The following is a 17,732-nucleotide window of genomic DNA, read 5'->3' as shown; positions in this document are numbered from 1 at the left end:
CTAAGCTTTTCATCAATGAGAAACTATCTAATCATATTATTACTGGCAATACTGACCGATATGCACTCGCAAACCCTACCCCGTTTCAGTTTGCTGAGGTATAATGATGACTTTAGTTATCTGGCAACCGAAAAGCATGAAAGTTTCTACTATAAGATGAAATACATTCCGGTAACTCAAAACAGGGAAAACTATCTGTCAACAGGTGGTGAAATACGGTATCAGTACATCAATACCATTAATGAAAAGTGGGGCGACGATTCAAACGGAAGCGATGGTTACGTTATGGCTAGATACCTGGCACACCTTCATTTACGTACTAAATATATAAGATTATTTTTTCAGTTACAAAGCAGCTTTGCATACAGTAAGATCGATGTGAGCCCTGTTGATGAAAATCCATTGGACATTCATCAGTTATTTGCTGATGTGGTATTTATGAAACAACAGGACTCCGAGCTGTTTTTTAGGTTTGGACGGCAGGAAATATTGTTTGGTTCCCAAAGGCTTGTAAGTGTGCGGGAAGGACCTAACAGCAGGATCGCTTTTGATGGCGGATTGATGATTTATAATGCTGAAAACAGCAATAATCAGCTGCTTTATGTTCATCCCGTTGCTAACAGACCCGAGGTTTTTGATGATCGTTTTAACACTGATGCAAAGCTGTGGGGTAACTATTTGGTTTTAAAGAATGTTTCCTTTTTACAAAACATCGATTTGTATTATTTGGGACTATATAAAAAACAGGCCGCTTTTAACGATGCTTCAGGTAAAGAAGTACGCCATTCCACAGGCATCCGCATCTGGAAAAACAAAGGTTCATGGCAATATGACTTCGAAGCAGTGGCTCAGTTTGGTAAAATGGAAGACAAAACCATTAGTGCCTGGACTTTGTCTTCCAATACCAGCTATCGGTTTTCAAATATAAAATTCAGTCCGGTGGCAGGGCTGAAAACAGAAATAATATCCGGCGACAGGCATGCCGATGACAATAAACTTGAAACGTTTAACCCGCTATACCCCAGAGGGGCCTACTTTGGTTTGGTGGCATTGATAGGCCCTTCTAATTTATTTGATGTTCATCCATCAGTAAAAATAACCGTCAGTGAAAGAATAACTGCGGGTATGGATTATGATCTGTTTTGGCGATGGAGTACTAACGATGGTATATATGCTCCTAATGTACAATTGCTATATGATGGTCAGGGATTAAGTGAAAAATTCATCGGTACTCAGCTTGCGGCTGATATCAACTTTGATGTAAATGCTTTTTTATCCCTAACAGTAGAAGGTGCCTGGTTTAATTCAGGGCCTTTTATTAAAGAAGCCGGAACAGGTAAAGATTATTATTACGGTGCTTTTACGGCACAACTCAGGTTCTAAACATCTATTTATTATTATAAAACTATAACGATGAAGGTTTGGCTTATGTCCTATAATCGGAAAAAGCCACGGTAACTACCACCATAACCAACTATAACGGGATGATTCAAAACTACGAATATAATAGGTCAAGGCAGTAATGAGCAGCCAATATCCCAATAAATTATTAAACGGATAAGAAAAAAGGGAAGTCTTGTTTGAAGACTTCCCTTTTTGCTATTATTTACATTTCACGGTTATTTCACTACCGTGGCTTCAAGCTCCACTTTAAGGGTTTCAAACAAGCCTGTCACCTCCAACATGGTCAGGGCCTGCTGCATCCCGTGCTTTTCCACCCAGTCCTGAAGGATCTTAAAATGGGGCCATAGCTCTTCGGTAGAAGTGGTGTAAATCGTTAGGCGAACAATATTTTTACAATCATAGTCTGCCTGATTAATCACTTTTTCCAGATTTTTGATGGCCTGCTCCAGTTGTGTTTTCATATCGGCTGTGCTGGATCGCCCCTCATCATCAATAGCCGTCTGACCCGAAACATAAAGTGTACCCGCACTGTTTCTTACCTCTACTGCCTGAACATAGCTACGGGCATCCTGCCATGTCCAGGGGTTAATTACACGTTTCTCCATTTTTTCCTGATTTTTGTCTTGCGAATACATCGCCGTTACCGAATAAATTAAAAAAATTGTTACTACTGCTATCTTTTTCATTTGCACTATGTGGTTTTACTTACAAGTACAAAATTACCGATAGATGAGAGGTCTTACCTGTGAGGTATATCACAACTATCGTATAGCGATCTAATAACGAGATATGTCCTATTGATATAAACGGCTTAAAGTTTCCCGGGATACCCCAAGGTAGGCGGCGAGCTGGCTTTTGGAAACCCGTTGCAGCAAGGATGGGTAGCGCTTCAGCAGCTTTGCATACCTGTCCGCAGCGTTGGAACTTAACAGGGAGAGGATGCGCTGCTGTGATGCGATATGCCCATTAACCGCTTTCTGAAGAAAAAAATGTTCCATTTTAGGAAATGCGGCACATAGTGCCTTGTAATCCTTTAAGGTTAAGCACAGGACTTTGGTATTTTCGAGGCATATAAGCGACATTGTTGCCATCGTTCCGCTATTAAATGCCAGATAATCGGTTTCCCACCAGTCTTCCATTGCAAAAGATAAAATATGTTCTTTCCCGGATGCATCGGTATAGGTTAGCTTCAACAGTCCGGAAACCACAAAATAGGTGTAAGGTACCTTTTCCTGCTGTCGAATTAGAAACTCATCTTTTTTGTACTGTTTCATCGTAAAATAAGACGAAACCGATACAAACTCCGCATCGGACAATGAAATTAATTCCTCTATATGTTTCCTGAGCTCATTCATGTAATAACACATTCGTAGTATTTACTGCATACGGAAATCAATCTCCGATTTAAACAACCACTAAATTAACAAACTTATTTCTGGTCTTCATACCAAAAAGTGGACACAAAATGACAGAGCTTTGGTGCGTTAAAAATTTAGAATGCAAAAGCCGAAAGTAAAAGTCAATAAGAAAAATAAAATACAGTCAGAGCTAAAGAGCTTGAAAAAAGAATTAGCCAATGCCAAACTTGAAAGGAACATATTAGAAAAATGCGCCGGCTGCCTTCAGGCTCTCACACAGGTAAAATTTGAATTCATCGACCAGCATTTATCCTGTTTTCCGGTAAAAGATATGTGCAGGATTCTTAATGTAAGTACCAGCGGCTATTATAAATGAAGAAACAAGACGCTATCCAAAAGAGACCAACATAATCTTGTATTACTTGAGGAAATAAAGAAAATACACTATAGAAACAAAAAAAGATATGGCAGTCCAAGAATTGCAAAAGAACTTGAGGCATCAGGTTTTCATGCTTCTGAAAAGTTAATCCGAAAACTGATGAAGAGTGCGTCATTAGAAAGTGTTTTCAAACGAAAGTATAAGATCACTACCAATTCCTCCCACACATATCCTGTTGCAGAAAACATACTCGACAGGGAATTTAACGTAAGCAACACAAATGAGGTTTGGGTATCGGATATCACCTATATTAAAGCTTCATTTCCGATGGCTCTGCCTAACAGTGATCATAGATCTTTTTGATAGAAAAGTATTGATTGGTCGCTATCTACCAGCCTAACTGCAAGAAGTACGAGTGTTAAGGCATCGGAGAAAGCAACTTTTGATAGGCAGATATTAAACAATTCCCGATTGATTTTTCACTCCGATAGGGGGATCCAATACGCATGTAAGGAATTTATCTATGAATTAAGTAAGCATGAATCAGTTATCAAAAGTATGTCCAGGAAGGGAAATTGTTGGGATAATGCTGTTTCAGAGAGCTTCTTTAAAACTTTGAAAGCAGAGTTAATCCGCATAAAAGATATCAAAACTTAAAAAATGCAGAATTATCAATCAGTGATTATATAGATTATTACAATACCCAAGGAAGGCATAGTTATTTAAATAATTTGACAATAATAGAACATTGCTAGTTTGTGATTCATATGCTTAAAAAGACAGTTGCCTTAAATAAGGCCGTCTTTTAATTTAACTTGTATATCTAATTTCAGTTAATATAAAAATATTTTGAATCGAATTTCATTTAAAATTACAACTATTTAGTGTTTTTTTAACATTAAAAAAAAATACTTATCATAAATTTATGATAATTCAAAAGAGTAGTCATGAAATATCAGTATTTAGCAATTTATTATTTGATAAAAATTATTGCGGGACTTGTGTTTTTGACGGGAATCTCCTTTGTATTTCTGGGAATTTACGAATTCTGCCACACATTCTCCATTAATAAAATACATTTTGCGGAAGCTACCGCAGTACAGTTTCTACAGACAATTGATATGTTTTTAATAGCAATTGTCTCTTTTATATTTTCTTTAGGTCTTCTTGTTCTATTTAATAATAATGAAAACGATCTAGCTACTAAACAATCAATTCTACCAAAGTGGCTAAACGTAAAAAACTTTATGGAATTAAAAATAATACTTTGGGAGGCAGTGCTAACGACTCTTGTCATATCCTATCTCGCGAGACTTGCAGAACATAAGTTTAAACAAATCCCCTTGAGTTACAATTCCCTTATTATACCAATTGCCATATTATTGATCTCTATAAGTTTAACAATATTGAAAAAAAGTGACCATTAAACGTAAATATTTTTGATGAATGCAATTCAAGATCACTTTAGGGTTCAAAAAAATTTAAATCCATCAAAAGGCTCTCAATTTTACATCAATTTAAAAGATAGTAAGGACTAAAAATTAGTTAAACACAATGTTTTTATACTACTCATATGTTTACAAAGGTTATAGGAATAACCCAATAATATAAATTCTTATGAAAAAGATTATTTTACTCTTTCTATGCATTTTACTATTCAATAATTGTAAAAAAAATCAAGCTAAGCAGCCATTAACTCCAAGTGAGGCAAAAACTATCGCTAAGGAAGCTTATATATATGCCTATCCAATGTTGATGGGGTACAAGTCTTTATACTACACTTCTATAGATAAAAATAGCCCCGGATACCGAAGCGAATTAAATATTATAAGTAACGACAGTAAACCGGCTGATGATACACGTAAAGACGTAGTTTCTATGAATGCAGATACCCCTTACTCAGTATTTGCAATGGATTTGAGAACTGAACCCATGGTTTTTTCCGTACCTGAGATTAACGATAGATACTATGTATTCCAGTTCATAGATCTCTTTACACATAATTTTGCGTATATAGGAACAAGAGTGACAGGTAATGAAGCTGGAGATTATTTATTTGTCGGTCCTGGTTGGAAAGGTGATATTCCAAAAGATAGGTTTAAGAAAATTTTTCATGTAGAAAGCCAACTCGCCACTGGAATTGGAAGAACACAATTATTCGGATCAAATGATTTGGAAAATGTTATAATGATACAGAATAAATACAAGCTTACTCCAATGAGCGAGTTCATAGGAACCACTAAACCTAAAACAGCGGCCCCATTGTCTTGGCTGCCTATTGCAGACCAAAATGATTTTAATAACGCCAATTTTATTAAATATTTTAATCTGTATTTAAATTTAGTACAACCCTTTAACAAGGAGGATTTAAAATCACTTAAAAAATTTGAACAAATTGGCATTATGCCAGGTGCTAAGTTTGATTCAAAACAATATAGTGATACCATTATTACCGCTATCAATGAAGGTATTGCTGAAGGTATTGCCGCTATAAAAGAAAAAGCTGGAAAAATTGGCGATCAAAAAAATGGGTGGAACATGATGGACCCTTTTGGAAATAGAGCCTTTTATAAAGGGAACAGATTACTACGGGCAGCTGCAGTTATGGTAGGAATTTACGGAAATGATAAGGCAGAAGCTTTTTATCCAATTACTTATGTCGACGCAGACAACAATATTTTGAATGGAAAAGCTAATAAATATCGAATTCATTTTTCAAAAGAACAGATTCCCCCAGCTAAGTATTTCTGGTCTCTAACAATGTATGATAAGAGTGCAGATGGCGTAGGAGGTTATTTAGTCAAAAACCCAATTGATAGATTTCTTATCAATTCAACAACTGAAGGATTACAATATGACAAAAACGGTGGATTAACAATTTACATTCAGAATCAAAAACCCGACAATACAAAAATATCAAATTGGCTACCCGCGCCGGCAGAAGATTTTTACTTAATGATTCGCATATATGGGCCCAAAGAAATAGCCATGAATAATACATGGATACCTCCGAGTGTAGAGAGGATAAAATAGCCACAAATTTGATGTTAAGTTCACAATTAAACAATAAATTTTAAATTATGGCAAGTAAAAAACTATCATTATGGGTATTTCCCTTATTTCTGCTAACTCTGTTAAGCTGTACCAAAGACAACTCAAAGAAAAAAGAAACTATTGATTCTGCGGCAACAGGAAAAGCACAGGGATTAAGCCTTGAAGAAGTACGTGCCATAGCCAAAGAAGCATATATTTATGGCTTTCCTATTGTAGACAATTCCAGAGTGCAATATGCTTTTTTTGTTAACAAACTGGATTCAGATTATAAGGCACCATGGAATACTATTTGCAATATTCCAAGGGTATTTACGCCAAAGGACAAAACTATTCAAACACCTAACTCGGATACGCCATACTCATGGATAGGGTTGGATTTAAGAGCAGAACCCATCGTTTTTACAATACCAGTAATTGAGAAAAATAGATATTGGAGTCTTCAGTTAATTGATTTATACACTCATAATTTTGACTACCTTGGCAGTCGCACAACTGGAAATGGTGGCGGTAATTTCATGATTGCAGGACCAAGATGGAAAGGCAAAACCCCTAAAAACATTACCAAAGTAATCTATTGTGAAACAGAAATTGCTTCGGCTCAATTCCGAACCCAATTATACAACGTAGCCGATCTTAAAAATGTAATTAAAATACAAAATCAGTACATTGCAAAACCTCTTTCTGCTTTTTTAGGAAAGCCAGAACATTCTAAAATAAAAGATATAACTTATATAAAACCATTAACTCGTGATCAGGAGAATAAATCGCTGCAGGTCTTTAATAACTTAAATTTTGCACTACAATTTTGCCCCACTCACCCAAGCGAAATAAATCTTATGAAGCGTTTTGCAAAAATCGGTGTCGCCGCCGGAAACACAATAGACACATTATCTCTCAGCCCTGAAATAAAAAAAGCGATGCATGACGGCATAAGGGATGCTTGGGCAGATTTCAAACAACTACAGATAAAACTGGAAAAGGGAGAAGTATCCCCAAGTGATGGTTATGGAACGCGAGCATTCTTAAAGAACAATTATTTATTTAGAATGATGGCTGCTGCGCTAGGAATTTATGGAAATACAAAAGAAGAGGCTATGTATCCGGCTTATTATATTGACAGTAAAGGCGATAAACTTGACGGTAAATACAGATATACAATTAGGTTTAGTCCACATGAGCTGCCTCCTGTAAATTCTTTTTGGTCACTTACGATGTATGAACAGCCTTCTAGTTTATTAGTAGAAAATTCCTTAAACCGTTACCTGCTTAATTCAACCATGATGTCTCAATTTAAAAAAGATCCGGATGGTGGACTAACTTTGATTATCCAAAATCAATCACCGGGAAAAGAGAAAGAGTCTAATTGGTTACCAGCTCCAAAAGGGCCATTTTCTATGATTATGAGATTGTATTGGCCAAAAGAAAAAGCATTGAATGGTTCATGGAAACAACCCCCATTAGTAAAGAAAGATTAACATTGTTCTTTAAAATATATTCTAAATTTGAATAATGAATACGATAATATAATGAGAATCGTTTGCTGCATGATGTGCTGCAATACACTTATTATATGAAGTGGCTAAAGATAAATCAATATGATTCTAGCGATATAAGCCTTTCAACTATGAAAGGCTTTTTTTATTATAATTCTTTAACTAACTTAAATTTGATGACATGAGAAAAATCGTTCTGATTCTGATCTTACTTGTCGCTTTTACTGTTATCACAAACAATGATCTTTGAGAACAAGGGTGAGTGACAGAGTAGGATATAAATTAGTATGTAAGCGCTATTCCTCCTCCTAATCCCATATCTCTATCATAATGGGCTGACAGTGACCAGTATTTTGTCAGGATATATCTGCTGCCAATGCTGTATTCGAAATCTGTGTTCCAGGATAATCAGCATACAGGAAAACTTAATAATGAGCAGAAAAGCCTAGTTGAAAGCATTAAAGAAGATACTGACAGGCTATTAAGGACTACAGGAGAACTGCTTAATATATCGCAGGTTGAAACAGGGAATACTAAGCTTAAAATAGAAGCTGTCGATATAAATAATGTTATTAATGATGCTGTTGAAAACAATCGTAAACTCGCGGAACAAAAATCCATTATTATCAACTTTGAACCTTTAGAAAATTTACCCCTGGTTTCAGCAGATAAGGAAAAGGCAACCTGGATAGTTTCCAACCTGGTTTCAAATGCTATCCGTTATTCTTATGATAATACTACAATTGATATAAAAGCATTTGAAACAGATAATAAAGTAATCATAAAGGTAAAAGACAGCGGTATAGGAATCGATCCGAAATACCTTCCCAAAATTTTTGACAAGTATTTTAGGGTTCCCGGAACTGAGAAAGAAGGTACGGGATTGGGTCTCGCTATAAGCAAAGAATTTATAGAAGCTATGGGAGGCAGAATTGATGTACAAAGTGAATTGGGGGAAGGGAGTGAGTTTATAATTACATTACATATTTTTAGATAACCCCAACAGGACATCTAAACCGCTAAAACGAAAACTTACCTTACATAAAGTAGGCTAATTTCTTCAAATCCTGCATGAAATGGTTTGAAATTTGTCCTGTTGGGGTCACAAATAAAAAACCCGAAATCATATCGATTTCGGGTTTTTTATTTTAAGAATATTAATATTAGCTATACTCCGTCTCCCTTCTTTGCAAAAGCACTACAAAAAAACGCCTACCCAAAACAAAGGCGAAGATGCAGATGCGTTCCCATAGTCCGAGCAAGGGTGTCGGCCGGCCCTGCTACATGGCGACAGTACCGGTGCCGATAAAGATGCCTGCGGTGACCTTTAAGGCAAAATGCCATGACCAAACTTTTTATTACCCAATTGTATTATTACGGCTAATCAATTCTGTAGGTGCACAGCCATATTGCTTTTTAAAAGCATAAGAAAAATGGGAGAGGTTCTCAAAACCGGTTTCGTAGCAGATTTCAACTGGGCGCTTTTGCTTTTCCGTGAGCTGATAATATGCCAGTTCGAGCCTTTTCCTGGTCAACCATCGCTGTGGCGTTGTATTAAAAGCTTTGCTGAAATCACGTTTAAAAGTGGTGAGGCTTCTACCAGTAAGGTAACTGAACTTTGCCAAAGGCAGGTTAAACATAAAGTTCTTTTCCATAAATGATACAAGTTCTAGCTTATGTGGCTCTTCAAAATTGTCCAGAATACTGTCTGTTCTTTTGTCAATCGTCCTGAGTATGCTAATGGCTTCAGTAATCTTTAACCATGCAATATCTTCAGGAAATTGATCCTGCAGATCAAAATACGGAATCAGAGATGCCAGGTAACTTTGCAGAAAAGGATGCTGATCAAAGCTAATGATCTTATCAACCACTGTCTTTTTCTGCACCTCTTTATCAAGATAAAATTTCCTGAGCCTTGCCGTGGACAGGTGCATGGCTACAGCTTTGTGAGGCAATCCATCTTTTGGTGTATTTATAATAGTGGCTACTTGATTTCTTGGGATTAGAAAAACACATCCTGCCCCGAAAACCATTGCACTATCCGCTAAAATCATTTTTGTTTCTCCTGAAATCAACCATACAAGGAGATGGTCATTAAAGGCTGCTTCTGTCTTAAACAGCTTTCCTGAATAACAGGAAAGCTTAATCTCAGAATTGATATAATTTACCTCGTAATCCATTGGACTTGTAAATTTTCAAAATTACGAATATCAATTCGTTTTAAATTCTATTCCTGTTAATTCTTCAGTTAACTTCCACAAACGTTTTGCATTGGTTTCATCAAGAGAATAAGGCTTAATACCTCCAATAATTGCAACATCTGTAACCATCGCTGCTACATCAACATTTTCACAGTACACCCCCCCGGTATGTTTCAGCATGGGGTTCGTTGCGCACCATACGGTTGTTGCTGCACCTTGTGGTATTGTTTTGAGTGATGCCGCTACTTCGGGCAATATATTGCCCTCGGCATCGGTGTAACCTAGTTTTTGTAGCAAGTCTATTGGCGCTTCCCTACCTAGTTCGGTTTCCCCTACAGCACCGGGACACAACGAGTAAGCACGGATGCCAAAGGACTGTGCCCTGTTATCTAACTCAAGTGAAAATAGATTCACAGCTGTCTTTGATTGTCCATAGCCCACTAATGTGTCATAATCCCTGTTTTCAAAATTATAGTCGTCAAAATTAAAATCAGAAAACTGGTGCCCTCCCGAAGATACATTTACCACTCTTGCCCCTTGTGCCTTTTTAAGAGCATTCCAAAGCCTTGCCGTCAGTTGAAACAGTGCCAGATAATTGGTTGACAGCTGTGATTCGATACCGCGACTGTCCCGGCGAAGCGGAACCCACATAATACCCGCATTGTTGACAAGCAAATGAAGTGGCCTGCCCGATGCAAGGAATTTTTCTGCAAAAGAATCAATAGATTTTTGATTCATCAAATCCATTGGTTCTATTTCGATACGCGGAACTTCTTCTAAGTTACGTTTAGCTTTTTCTACATCTCTTGCGGGAACAATAACGGTTGCCCCTGCCTTTGCAAGGGTTCTGGTAGTCTCCAGCCCAATACCTGTGTTACCTCCGGTTACAATTGCAATTTTTCCCGTTAGATCAATACCTTCAATTACGTCTGCTGCTGTGGAAGAAGCATTAAACCCCGAGCCGATTGGTTGCTGTAATGCCCCCTGATAATTATTCCGATGCATCTTAATAAGTTTTAATGTTATTGATGCAAAGGTAGATGCACTTCTTCCCGACAACTTTGTTTAAAAGGCTTAATTTGCTTTGTTTAAAAGACCAGCGCAAAAATAAAGTGACGGGGAAGATAGTCAGAACCAATAAAGCAGTTGATAATTCCTATAATTAAATATTACTAAATAAACTGTAATAAATTGCTAGAATTATAAGTATAAACAGGATCAGATCTCCAACAGGACATCAAAACCACTAAAGCGAAAACTTATCCTCCATAAAGTAGGCTAATTTCTTTAAATCCTGTATAAAATGGTTTAAAATTTGTCCTATTTGGGCCACAGATACAAATCCCGAAATCATAGTGATTTCGGGATTTTTTTATTCGTATAATCTTACAAATTATTGTAGCGATAATAAATCCTGTAGGTATGTACTGCTGGTTTGACTGTCTTGAGTAAATTACCCTAACAGGATTAAACCTTTTGGGATTAATCCAATAGTTGATTTATATAAAAACAAGAAAATCAGCAGTGCTGAGAGTTTTAGATTTTAATCAAAACGTTTTAAAATGAGCGATCGTAAACGTTCTTCATGTTCATCTCCCCAATTCCCGATAGCTGAAATTACCGGAATCAGCGTTTTTCCAAAATCGGTCAGGCTGTACTCTACTTTCGGAGGCACGACAGGGTAAATAACTTTTGTCACAAGTTCATGTTCTTCTAATTCCTTCAGCTGAATATTTAAAACCCTGCGCGAAGCATCAGGTATTTTTCGCTGCAGTTCGCTTGGGCGCTTATGTCCCTGCTCGATAAACCAAAGCAAACGTATTTTCCATTTGCCATAAAGTACTTCACCTATCAGATCAAGGCCACAATTCAGATTTGGTATTGTTTTTCTCTCATACATATTACAAAATTAACTGTATATACCAATTTGTGCAATAGGGGAATAATTTATCCCTATATGATTCGTAACTCCGTACTTGTGAGGAACTAACGTACTCCCGAGATTTGTACAAAGAAATTTAAATATAAAAAAATGGATTATCAAAACGAATTATCAGGCAAGATTGCTTTAGTGACAGGAGGCACAAAAGGAACCGGAAAAGCAATTGCAGAAAGGCTGCTTCAGGCTGGTGCTACGGTAATTATTACCGCCCGAAACTTTCCGGAAGACGAAAACAGCAAGCTGCATTTCATCCCTTCCGATCTAAGCAAAGCGGAAGATGCACAAAAGCTGGTCAACGAAGTACTCTCCACATATGGGCGACTGGATATTCTGGTGAACAATCTGGGTTCTTCAACAACACCTGCCGGCGGCTTTAGCGCACTAACAGATGAAGATTGGGTATCAACCCTGCAAGCTAATTTGTTAGCACCAGTTAGACTTGACAGGGCATTTTTGCCACAAATGATAGATAAGAAAAGTGGTGTTATTATCCATATAGCCTCTATTCAGGGAATATTGCCTCTGTATGATTCTACCCTGCCTTATGCCGCAGCAAAAGCAGCATTAAGAAATTACAGCAAAAGCCTATCCAATGAAGTTACACCAAAAGGTGTCCGCGTACTGGCAGTTTCGCCGGGATGGATAAACACATCCGCATCGGTAGCCTGGCTGGGCGAGATTGCGCGAAATGCAAACAGTACCGTAGAAGAAGCTCAACAAAGTGTAATGGATGCATTGGGTGGTATACCTTATGGCAGGCCTGCACAACCGGAAGAAGTAGCCGAATTAGTAGGTTTCCTTGTGTCACCAAGAGCTAGCTATCTTACAGGGACTGAATATTTAATTGATGGCGGTACAGTCCCAACAATTTAATAATCTTTAAAAATAATAACATGACTTTACCGAAAGTAATAACAAACCTGATTAATGCGCAAAACAGTTTTGACAGCATTGCCTACGCGGATTGTTTTTCTGAAACCGCCGTGGTATTTGATGAAGGTAAGACCCACAATGGGAAACCGGAAATCCAGCAGTGGATTGACAAGGCGAACAAAAAATACATGACCGTGATGAAACCCCTTGAATATACCGAAAATGGTACGGCAAGTATCTTATCAGCAGAGTGTTCAGGCATATTTCCCGGAAGCCCTATTGCATTAAAATTTCATTTTAAAATTGTTGACGGACTAATCCGATATTTAAAAGTAACAGAATAATAAAAAACAAAGAGAGTTCCTGAAAACCAGAAACTCTCTTGTATTAATAGCTTAAATCATGAGTTATTGCAAAGCCATTCAAATGACTGCCCTATCCATGCAAAAACGCTTGAAGAAAAACCTATGTCGGCAAGATATAATGACACCAATCTATATCCCTGACAAGAAAAACAACGTCCCTGGAAAACAGGACAGGGGCGTTGTTTTATATTTAATCCTTTACATCCTACTAGTTTCTTCATCCAAAGATGTAGATTTAACTTCCTTGTTCTTACCAGAACCAAAATAATAGGTAACCTGAACAAAAAAGCGGCGGGTTTCCCAACGGTTCGTCCAGTCTGTAGATACATTATTTACTTGTGTGGTATGGTTGTACAGGCTTTTCCTTAATATGTTAGAGCATCCCGCAGCAATTACAAGTTTTTTATCCAGTAGGCTTTTTTTACCCGAAAGGCTTACATCATAGGTAGCCTTTGAGAAACCATTTGGTGTGGTAGAGCACCCGTTGTAAAAACCGTTCACGGTTATTTTCCATTCGCCTTTTAACTCAACTCCCTGATATACGTTAATATCATAGCCAAAGCCGGTGCCATTGTAGACAAAGTTTTCAATTTCTGATTTTTCGCTGCTTAAAAATGCATCTAAACTCAGCTGCACCGTCCACCACTTAACAGGCTGGTAAGGTATAGAAGCCGAAAAACCAAACCTGCTGCCGTTTGCTGCATTAGCACTATAGGTAATGTTGTAGTTTTGGTCACGCTGATAATCTATAACCTGCGTAAAGCCATCTTTGTACAAATAACCGTAAAGGCCCAGGTTAAGCATACTTTTGTAGATGTAATTCAACTGAAAGCTGTGGTAATACTGTGGTCTAAGGGCTGGGTTACCGGTTTGCAGTGTGTAAGCATCTATATACTGATAGTAAGGATTTAGCGATAAATAATCAGGCCTGCCTATGCGCCTGCTATAACTAAACTGGTATTGGTTGTTTTCATGTTTGTAACCTAATGAAAATGACGGGAACAGGTTGGTGTATTCGCCTTTATTTACCTGTGCATTTAGCGTTGAAGCTGCCGTAAACCTGTAATATTCTGCCCTGAGCCCTGCCTGCACATTCCAACGTCCAAATGCTGCCGAAGCCTGAGCATAAGCCGAGGCAAGTTTTTCATCATACTTAAAATCATTAACTAATAGGCTATCAGGTATAAACAACAGTGCTGTATCGTTAGCTTCATATCGGTTGTAATAGTCCATTTTTACATAGGCATACTTGGCACCGGCCTCAAGATTTATGTTGCTGGTAAGCTTGTGGTTAAAATCAGTCTGGACATTAGCAATTGTATATGCCGTTTTATTCTCGCCATCAAGATTCAGATAGTCTCCACCATCATAATCATTGCGCTGAAAACCATTTCGCTCTGAACTGTATCGTGCAAAATTAGCCTGAAGATCTAGTCTGGTAGTAAGGCTGTCTGATGTAAAATTGTAAAAAAGGTTACCGGCAACACGGCTCTTGGGCGCGTTAAAGCGTTGGCTTAGGTTTACCCTGTCTTGAAGTATGTCATTCAGGAATTCATCAGTATAGCCGTTAGTGGTTTCTATATTATTTTCATTATAATATTGCCATTCGGTACTGATAACCTGGTTCTGATCAAGCTTTCGTTCTACAGCCACATTAAAACCGCCCGATTTTGTAACCGGCAGCCAGGTGTTGTACTGGTCAATTATCCTTTCACTCGCCTCATCCGCTATGGTTTGCTTTATGTGCCTGTGATTAACGGATTCTCCATTGTAATAAGAGCCATTTGCCGTAACCGTCCACAGCGAATCGTTATAAAACAGCCTTCCCCCCTGTTGGCTTTTAAAATATTCGCCATAATATGTCGCTGTGTTTATACTGCCCGAAAGCCCTGCCTTACGACTTTTCTTTAACACAATGTTTATTATTCCTGCCGTTCCCGCAGCTTCATATCGTGCAGAAGGCTGCGCTATAATTTCAATCGACTCAATATCACTCCCTTTTAAAGACCTTATGTATTCACGCAGGGCATCGCCGGTTAGCAGGCTTTTTTTACCGTTAATCATTATTTGTAGGTCCGTACTGCCTCTGTACACCAGGTTTTCGTCTTTATCAAGGCGCATATCCGGCACCAGGCGTATGGTTTCAAGGCCATTATTGCCGTTACCTATACCGGCTGCCTCAACGTTAAGTATGGTTTTATCGCCCTTCATGGTCATGGCCTTTTGGCGTACATTTATTACTACCTCATCAAGCTGTTTCTGCTGGGATTCCAGGGTAACATTTATTTCTCCTGGCAGGTTAGTATTACTGATTTCCTGTGTATAGGTAGCATAGCCAAAGTAGTTAACTGTAAAGGTTCCGCTTGTAAAATTGGCTGGTATACTTAGTGTATAGCTGCCGTTGTCGTCGGTTTCAGTGTAGGCTATAATGGTATCTGTTATAATAATATATACCGAAGCAAAAGAAACAACGTCACCATTCTGTTCTTTTACCACACCTTTAATGGTATACTGTGCCAGTGCCGGTAATGAAGTAAAAAGGATAATCGTAATAAGTAGTAATTTTTTCATTGTTGTATTAATTTTATACAGCAATATTACATTGCCCGTTTAAAGGCAAATCCCATTTGGTATCAATCCGCTTGTCTGTAAAACAAAACAGTTAAGACATGTTATTTTTGGGTTCGTTGTCCTAAAAACGGTATTTGTCCTGTATTTTTACCTGTTTAAACAAATATCACTGTATATATTTAACACAAGCAGTACTTTAGCCCTATGAGCAAGAAAAAAGAAATACTGTATCACGTTATATTCTGGCTCCTTTTTGTAGGGCTTGAACAGCTTTTAAGGAGTATAACGATTGATAAGAATCTGAATACAACATGGAGTATTTTACAGAATTTAGGTTTTGTGTCTCTTGAGCTACTTATTTTTTACATTAACTACCTGTTTATCTGCCCAAAGACAATTCCCAATAAAAAATGGCGCTTATTAATAGTAGCACAATTTGGACTTCTAATACTATTTCCCGCCATACGCTTTTTCTATGAGGAGATAATACTTTTTAAAATAATCGGCTATCATAATTATGATATGCGCGATCTCACCTCCGTATATTATATATATGATAACTCCTATTATTCCATAAGGATCATGCTGTTTAGCCTTGTAGGGTATTTTATGAAATACCTGTGGAATACCAGCGCACAGGTTAACCAGCTGACCTTAGAAAAAAAACAGGCCGAATTACTGGCTCTTAAAAACCAGCTGAGCCCACACTTTTTGTTTAATTCGCTCAATGGTTTTTACTCTGATTTGTATGATACAAACCCCAAAGTAGCTGACGATATCATGAAACTTTCTGAAATGCTGCGATATGTTACCTACGAAAGTGAGAACGATATGGTACTGTTGAAAGACGAGGTGGTATTCCTGCAAAATTATATCGACCTGTTTAAAAGGCGTTTTGACGGCGGTGTGGCCGTAACCTTTACACACCCTCATGATACAGGCATGTACAAAATACCGTCTTTACTATTAATCCATTTTCTAGAAAATGCCTTTAAGCACGGTATTACCGATGATTTTGACAGTCCTGTTACTATAAGTATCAAAACAGAGGCCGGAAGGCTTATCTTTACCACAACCAACAAATACCGTGTTACCCAAAGTTATGATGAGCACGGCATAGGCAATAAAAATATAAGCCAGAGGTTAAGCATTATGTACCCCGAAAACCATAGTCTTGTTCTAGAGCAGGATGCTCAATATTATAACGTAACACTTAACATACCGCTAAGCTAATGAGCAACAATATAACTTGTATAATAGTAGATGACGAACCACCTGCAATACGCCTGCTACAAAAATATACTGAGCAATTGCAGGGTATAGAGTGTTTAGCCACCTGCACACGGGCCGTAGAAGCCCTTGCCCTTATTGAGCAGCATAAGCCCGATGTTGTATTTTTGGATATACAAATGCCCGAACTAACCGGCATTCAGCTTTCGGCAATTATTAAAGACAAGGTAAAAGTTGTGTTTACTACGGCCTATCCGCAATTTGCCATAGAAGGCTTTGAAATGAATGCGATAGATTACCTGCTAAAACCCATACCATTTAACCGTTTTATAGCGGCAGTAGAAAAAATACGTAAACAAAATACAGAACCTACAGCAATAAGACTACCTGCCGATACAACTGCCGATGAATATTTTTTTGTAAAAACCGATGGCAAAAACCGCTACCAGCGTATGCAAATAAAAGACATTAACTATATAGAAAGCATAAAAAACTACGTAGTGCTACATACCTCAAGCGAGCAGGTGGTAACCTATAATACCCTAAAATACTTTGAAGAAAATTTGCCTGACAATCTATTTATAAAAATACACAGGTCATTTATTGCAGCTATTGGCAAAATAGAAAAAACCGATAATAACGAAGTGTGGATTAGCGGTAAGTGCCTGCCTTTGGGAGATACTTACAGAAATGATTTTTTTAGCAGGATAGAACGTTTTAAAATTTGAAATTGGCAGGTTATATAACATTCAGTTTAACGCTGCAATTCCTGAGTAAACTTATATACACCCAACGCTGTGTCTATAGATTATAAGATTACAGTAATAAAATTCCTTCAATCTGTCAAGGTCACAAATAAAAA

Annotated in this window: 16 protein-coding genes and 2 pseudogenes; 11 read left to right on the top strand and 7 right to left on the bottom strand. The window is 37.6% G+C overall.

Going from position 1 to position 17,732, the window contains the following annotated elements; all coding sequences use genetic code 11:
* Positions 1-15 precede the first annotated feature (15 nt).
* Complete coding sequence (locus NU09_RS09365) at positions 16-1,383, top strand: alginate export family protein (protein ID WP_129751021.1); 1,368 nt, start codon at positions 16-18, stop codon at positions 1,381-1,383.
* Positions 1,384-1,619: 236 nt separating this feature from the next.
* On the opposite strand, the gene NU09_RS09360 is transcribed toward NU09_RS09365, so the two are convergent.
* Entirely contained in the window at positions 1,620-2,009 is a 390-nt protein-coding gene (locus tag NU09_RS09360) for a RidA family protein (RefSeq protein WP_129751213.1), read from the bottom strand.
* Between the two features lie 189 nt (positions 2,010-2,198).
* Entirely contained in the window at positions 2,199-2,759 is a 561-nt protein-coding gene (locus NU09_RS09355; protein ID WP_129751020.1) for a Crp/Fnr family transcriptional regulator, read from the bottom strand.
* A 430-nt stretch (positions 2,760-3,189) separates the two neighbouring features.
* On the opposite strand from NU09_RS09355, the pseudogene NU09_RS09350 reads away from it, so the two are divergent.
* The 6 genes and pseudogenes from NU09_RS09350 to NU09_RS09320 all read left to right on the top strand — a co-directional run.
* Positions 3,190-3,504: pseudogene (locus tag NU09_RS09350) on the top strand (IS3 family transposase); the annotation flags it as partial.
* A gap of 287 nt (positions 3,505-3,791) precedes the next feature.
* Positions 3,792-3,896: pseudogene (locus NU09_RS17285) on the top strand (IS3 family transposase); the annotation flags it as partial.
* A 192-nt stretch (positions 3,897-4,088) separates the two neighbouring features.
* Positions 4,089-4,568: a YqhA family protein gene (locus tag NU09_RS09335; protein WP_129751018.1), complete on the top strand. Its 480-nt coding sequence runs from the start codon at positions 4,089-4,091 to the stop codon at positions 4,566-4,568.
* 190 nt (positions 4,569-4,758) lie between these two features.
* Positions 4,759-6,174 carry a DUF1254 domain-containing protein gene (locus tag NU09_RS09330; protein ID WP_129751017.1) on the top strand — a complete coding sequence of 472 codons (1,416 nt, stop codon included), beginning with the start codon at positions 4,759-4,761 and terminating at the stop codon, positions 6,172-6,174.
* Between the two features lie 47 nt (positions 6,175-6,221).
* Positions 6,222-7,670, top strand: coding sequence for a DUF1254 domain-containing protein (locus NU09_RS09325; protein ID WP_129751016.1), 1,449 nt, complete (start codon positions 6,222-6,224; stop codon positions 7,668-7,670).
* Between the two features lie 394 nt (positions 7,671-8,064).
* Positions 8,065-8,685: a sensor histidine kinase gene (locus tag NU09_RS09320; RefSeq protein ID WP_129751015.1), complete on the top strand. Its 621-nt coding sequence runs from the start codon at positions 8,065-8,067 to the stop codon at positions 8,683-8,685.
* Positions 8,686-9,046: 361 nt separating this feature from the next.
* Here the strand turns inward: NU09_RS09320 and NU09_RS09315 are convergent, their stop codons facing one another.
* The 3 genes from NU09_RS09315 to NU09_RS09305 form a co-directional block, all read right to left on the bottom strand.
* Positions 9,047-9,868, bottom strand: coding sequence for a helix-turn-helix domain-containing protein (locus NU09_RS09315; protein WP_129751014.1), 822 nt, complete (start codon positions 9,866-9,868; stop codon positions 9,047-9,049).
* A 30-nt stretch (positions 9,869-9,898) separates the two neighbouring features.
* Complete coding sequence (locus NU09_RS09310) at positions 9,899-10,894, bottom strand: SDR family NAD(P)-dependent oxidoreductase (RefSeq protein ID WP_129751013.1); 996 nt, start codon at positions 10,892-10,894, stop codon at positions 9,899-9,901.
* 538 nt (positions 10,895-11,432) lie between these two features.
* Positions 11,433-11,789, bottom strand: a complete 357-nt coding sequence (locus tag NU09_RS09305) for a winged helix-turn-helix transcriptional regulator (protein WP_129751012.1) — start codon at positions 11,787-11,789, stop codon at positions 11,433-11,435.
* Between the two features lie 132 nt (positions 11,790-11,921).
* Here NU09_RS09305 and NU09_RS09300 point away from each other — a divergent pair, with 132 nt between their 5' ends.
* Positions 11,922-12,704 carry an SDR family oxidoreductase gene (locus NU09_RS09300; protein WP_129751011.1) on the top strand — a complete coding sequence of 261 codons (783 nt, stop codon included), beginning with the start codon at positions 11,922-11,924 and terminating at the stop codon, positions 12,702-12,704.
* A 20-nt stretch (positions 12,705-12,724) separates the two neighbouring features.
* Positions 12,725-13,048: a nuclear transport factor 2 family protein gene (locus tag NU09_RS09295; RefSeq protein WP_129751010.1), complete on the top strand. Its 324-nt coding sequence runs from the start codon at positions 12,725-12,727 to the stop codon at positions 13,046-13,048.
* A 56-nt stretch (positions 13,049-13,104) separates the two neighbouring features.
* Here the strand turns inward: NU09_RS09295 and NU09_RS09290 are convergent, their stop codons facing one another.
* Positions 13,105-13,290 (bottom strand): hypothetical protein, encoded by a 186-nt coding sequence (locus NU09_RS09290; RefSeq protein WP_129751009.1) that lies wholly within the window; start codon positions 13,288-13,290, stop codon positions 13,105-13,107.
* Positions 13,268-15,640 carry an outer membrane beta-barrel family protein gene (locus NU09_RS09285; protein ID WP_129751008.1) on the bottom strand — a complete coding sequence of 791 codons (2,373 nt, stop codon included), beginning with the start codon at positions 15,638-15,640 and terminating at the stop codon, positions 13,268-13,270. The genes NU09_RS09290 and NU09_RS09285 overlap by 23 nt, the downstream gene beginning before the upstream one ends.
* 204 nt (positions 15,641-15,844) lie before the next feature.
* On the opposite strand from NU09_RS09285, the gene NU09_RS09280 reads away from it, so the two are divergent.
* Together NU09_RS09280 and NU09_RS09275 are read left to right on the top strand one after the other, a co-directional pair.
* Positions 15,845-16,873, top strand: a complete 1,029-nt coding sequence (locus NU09_RS09280; protein ID WP_129751007.1) for a sensor histidine kinase — start codon at positions 15,845-15,847, stop codon at positions 16,871-16,873.
* Positions 16,873-17,598, top strand: a complete 726-nt coding sequence (locus NU09_RS09275; RefSeq protein WP_129751006.1) for a LytR/AlgR family response regulator transcription factor — start codon at positions 16,873-16,875, stop codon at positions 17,596-17,598. The genes NU09_RS09280 and NU09_RS09275 overlap by 1 nt, the downstream gene beginning before the upstream one ends.
* The last annotated feature ends 134 nt before the right edge of the window (positions 17,599-17,732 follow it).

It is taken from the genome of Flavobacterium beibuense, assembly GCF_004151245.1.
GTDB classification, from domain to species: domain Bacteria; phylum Bacteroidota; class Bacteroidia; order Flavobacteriales; family Flavobacteriaceae; genus Flavobacterium; species Flavobacterium beibuense_A.
The sequence above is the reverse complement of the archived record's forward strand: the minus strand, read 5'-3'. Positions and strand labels throughout refer to the sequence as shown.

What these genes read in the sequence shown, in the direction of transcription:
- NU09_RS09325 (WP_129751016.1), top strand. Translation starts at nt 6,222, where the DNA reads ATGGCAAGTAAAAAACTATCATTATGGGTATTTCCCTTATTTCTGCTA.
- NU09_RS09355 (WP_129751020.1), bottom strand. Translation starts at nt 2,759, where the DNA reads ATGAATGAGCTCAGGAAACATATAGAGGAATTAATTTCATTGTCCGAT.
- NU09_RS09275 (WP_129751006.1), top strand. Translation starts at nt 16,873, where the DNA reads ATGAGCAACAATATAACTTGTATAATAGTAGATGACGAACCACCTGCA.
- NU09_RS09310 (WP_129751013.1), bottom strand. Translation starts at nt 10,894, where the DNA reads ATGCATCGGAATAATTATCAGGGGGCATTACAGCAACCAATCGGCTCG.
- NU09_RS09360 (WP_129751213.1), bottom strand. Translation starts at nt 2,009, where the DNA reads ATGGAGAAACGTGTAATTAACCCCTGGACATGGCAGGATGCCCGTAGC.
- NU09_RS09335 (WP_129751018.1), top strand. Translation starts at nt 4,089, where the DNA reads ATGAAATATCAGTATTTAGCAATTTATTATTTGATAAAAATTATTGCG.
- NU09_RS09315 (WP_129751014.1), bottom strand. Translation starts at nt 9,868, where the DNA reads ATGGATTACGAGGTAAATTATATCAATTCTGAGATTAAGCTTTCCTGT.
- NU09_RS09300 (WP_129751011.1), top strand. Translation starts at nt 11,922, where the DNA reads ATGGATTATCAAAACGAATTATCAGGCAAGATTGCTTTAGTGACAGGA.
- NU09_RS09285 (WP_129751008.1), bottom strand. Translation starts at nt 15,640, where the DNA reads ATGAAAAAATTACTACTTATTACGATTATCCTTTTTACTTCATTACCG.
- NU09_RS09320 (WP_129751015.1), top strand. Translation starts at nt 8,065, where the DNA reads ATGCTGTATTCGAAATCTGTGTTCCAGGATAATCAGCATACAGGAAAA.
- NU09_RS09305 (WP_129751012.1), bottom strand. Translation starts at nt 11,789, where the DNA reads ATGTATGAGAGAAAAACAATACCAAATCTGAATTGTGGCCTTGATCTG.
- NU09_RS09295 (WP_129751010.1), top strand. Translation starts at nt 12,725, where the DNA reads ATGACTTTACCGAAAGTAATAACAAACCTGATTAATGCGCAAAACAGT.
- NU09_RS09280 (WP_129751007.1), top strand. Translation starts at nt 15,845, where the DNA reads ATGAGCAAGAAAAAAGAAATACTGTATCACGTTATATTCTGGCTCCTT.
- NU09_RS09365 (WP_129751021.1), top strand. Translation starts at nt 16, where the DNA reads ATGAGAAACTATCTAATCATATTATTACTGGCAATACTGACCGATATG.
- NU09_RS09290 (WP_129751009.1), bottom strand. Translation starts at nt 13,290, where the DNA reads ATGAAGAAACTAGTAGGATGTAAAGGATTAAATATAAAACAACGCCCC.
- NU09_RS09330 (WP_129751017.1), top strand. Translation starts at nt 4,759, where the DNA reads ATGAAAAAGATTATTTTACTCTTTCTATGCATTTTACTATTCAATAAT.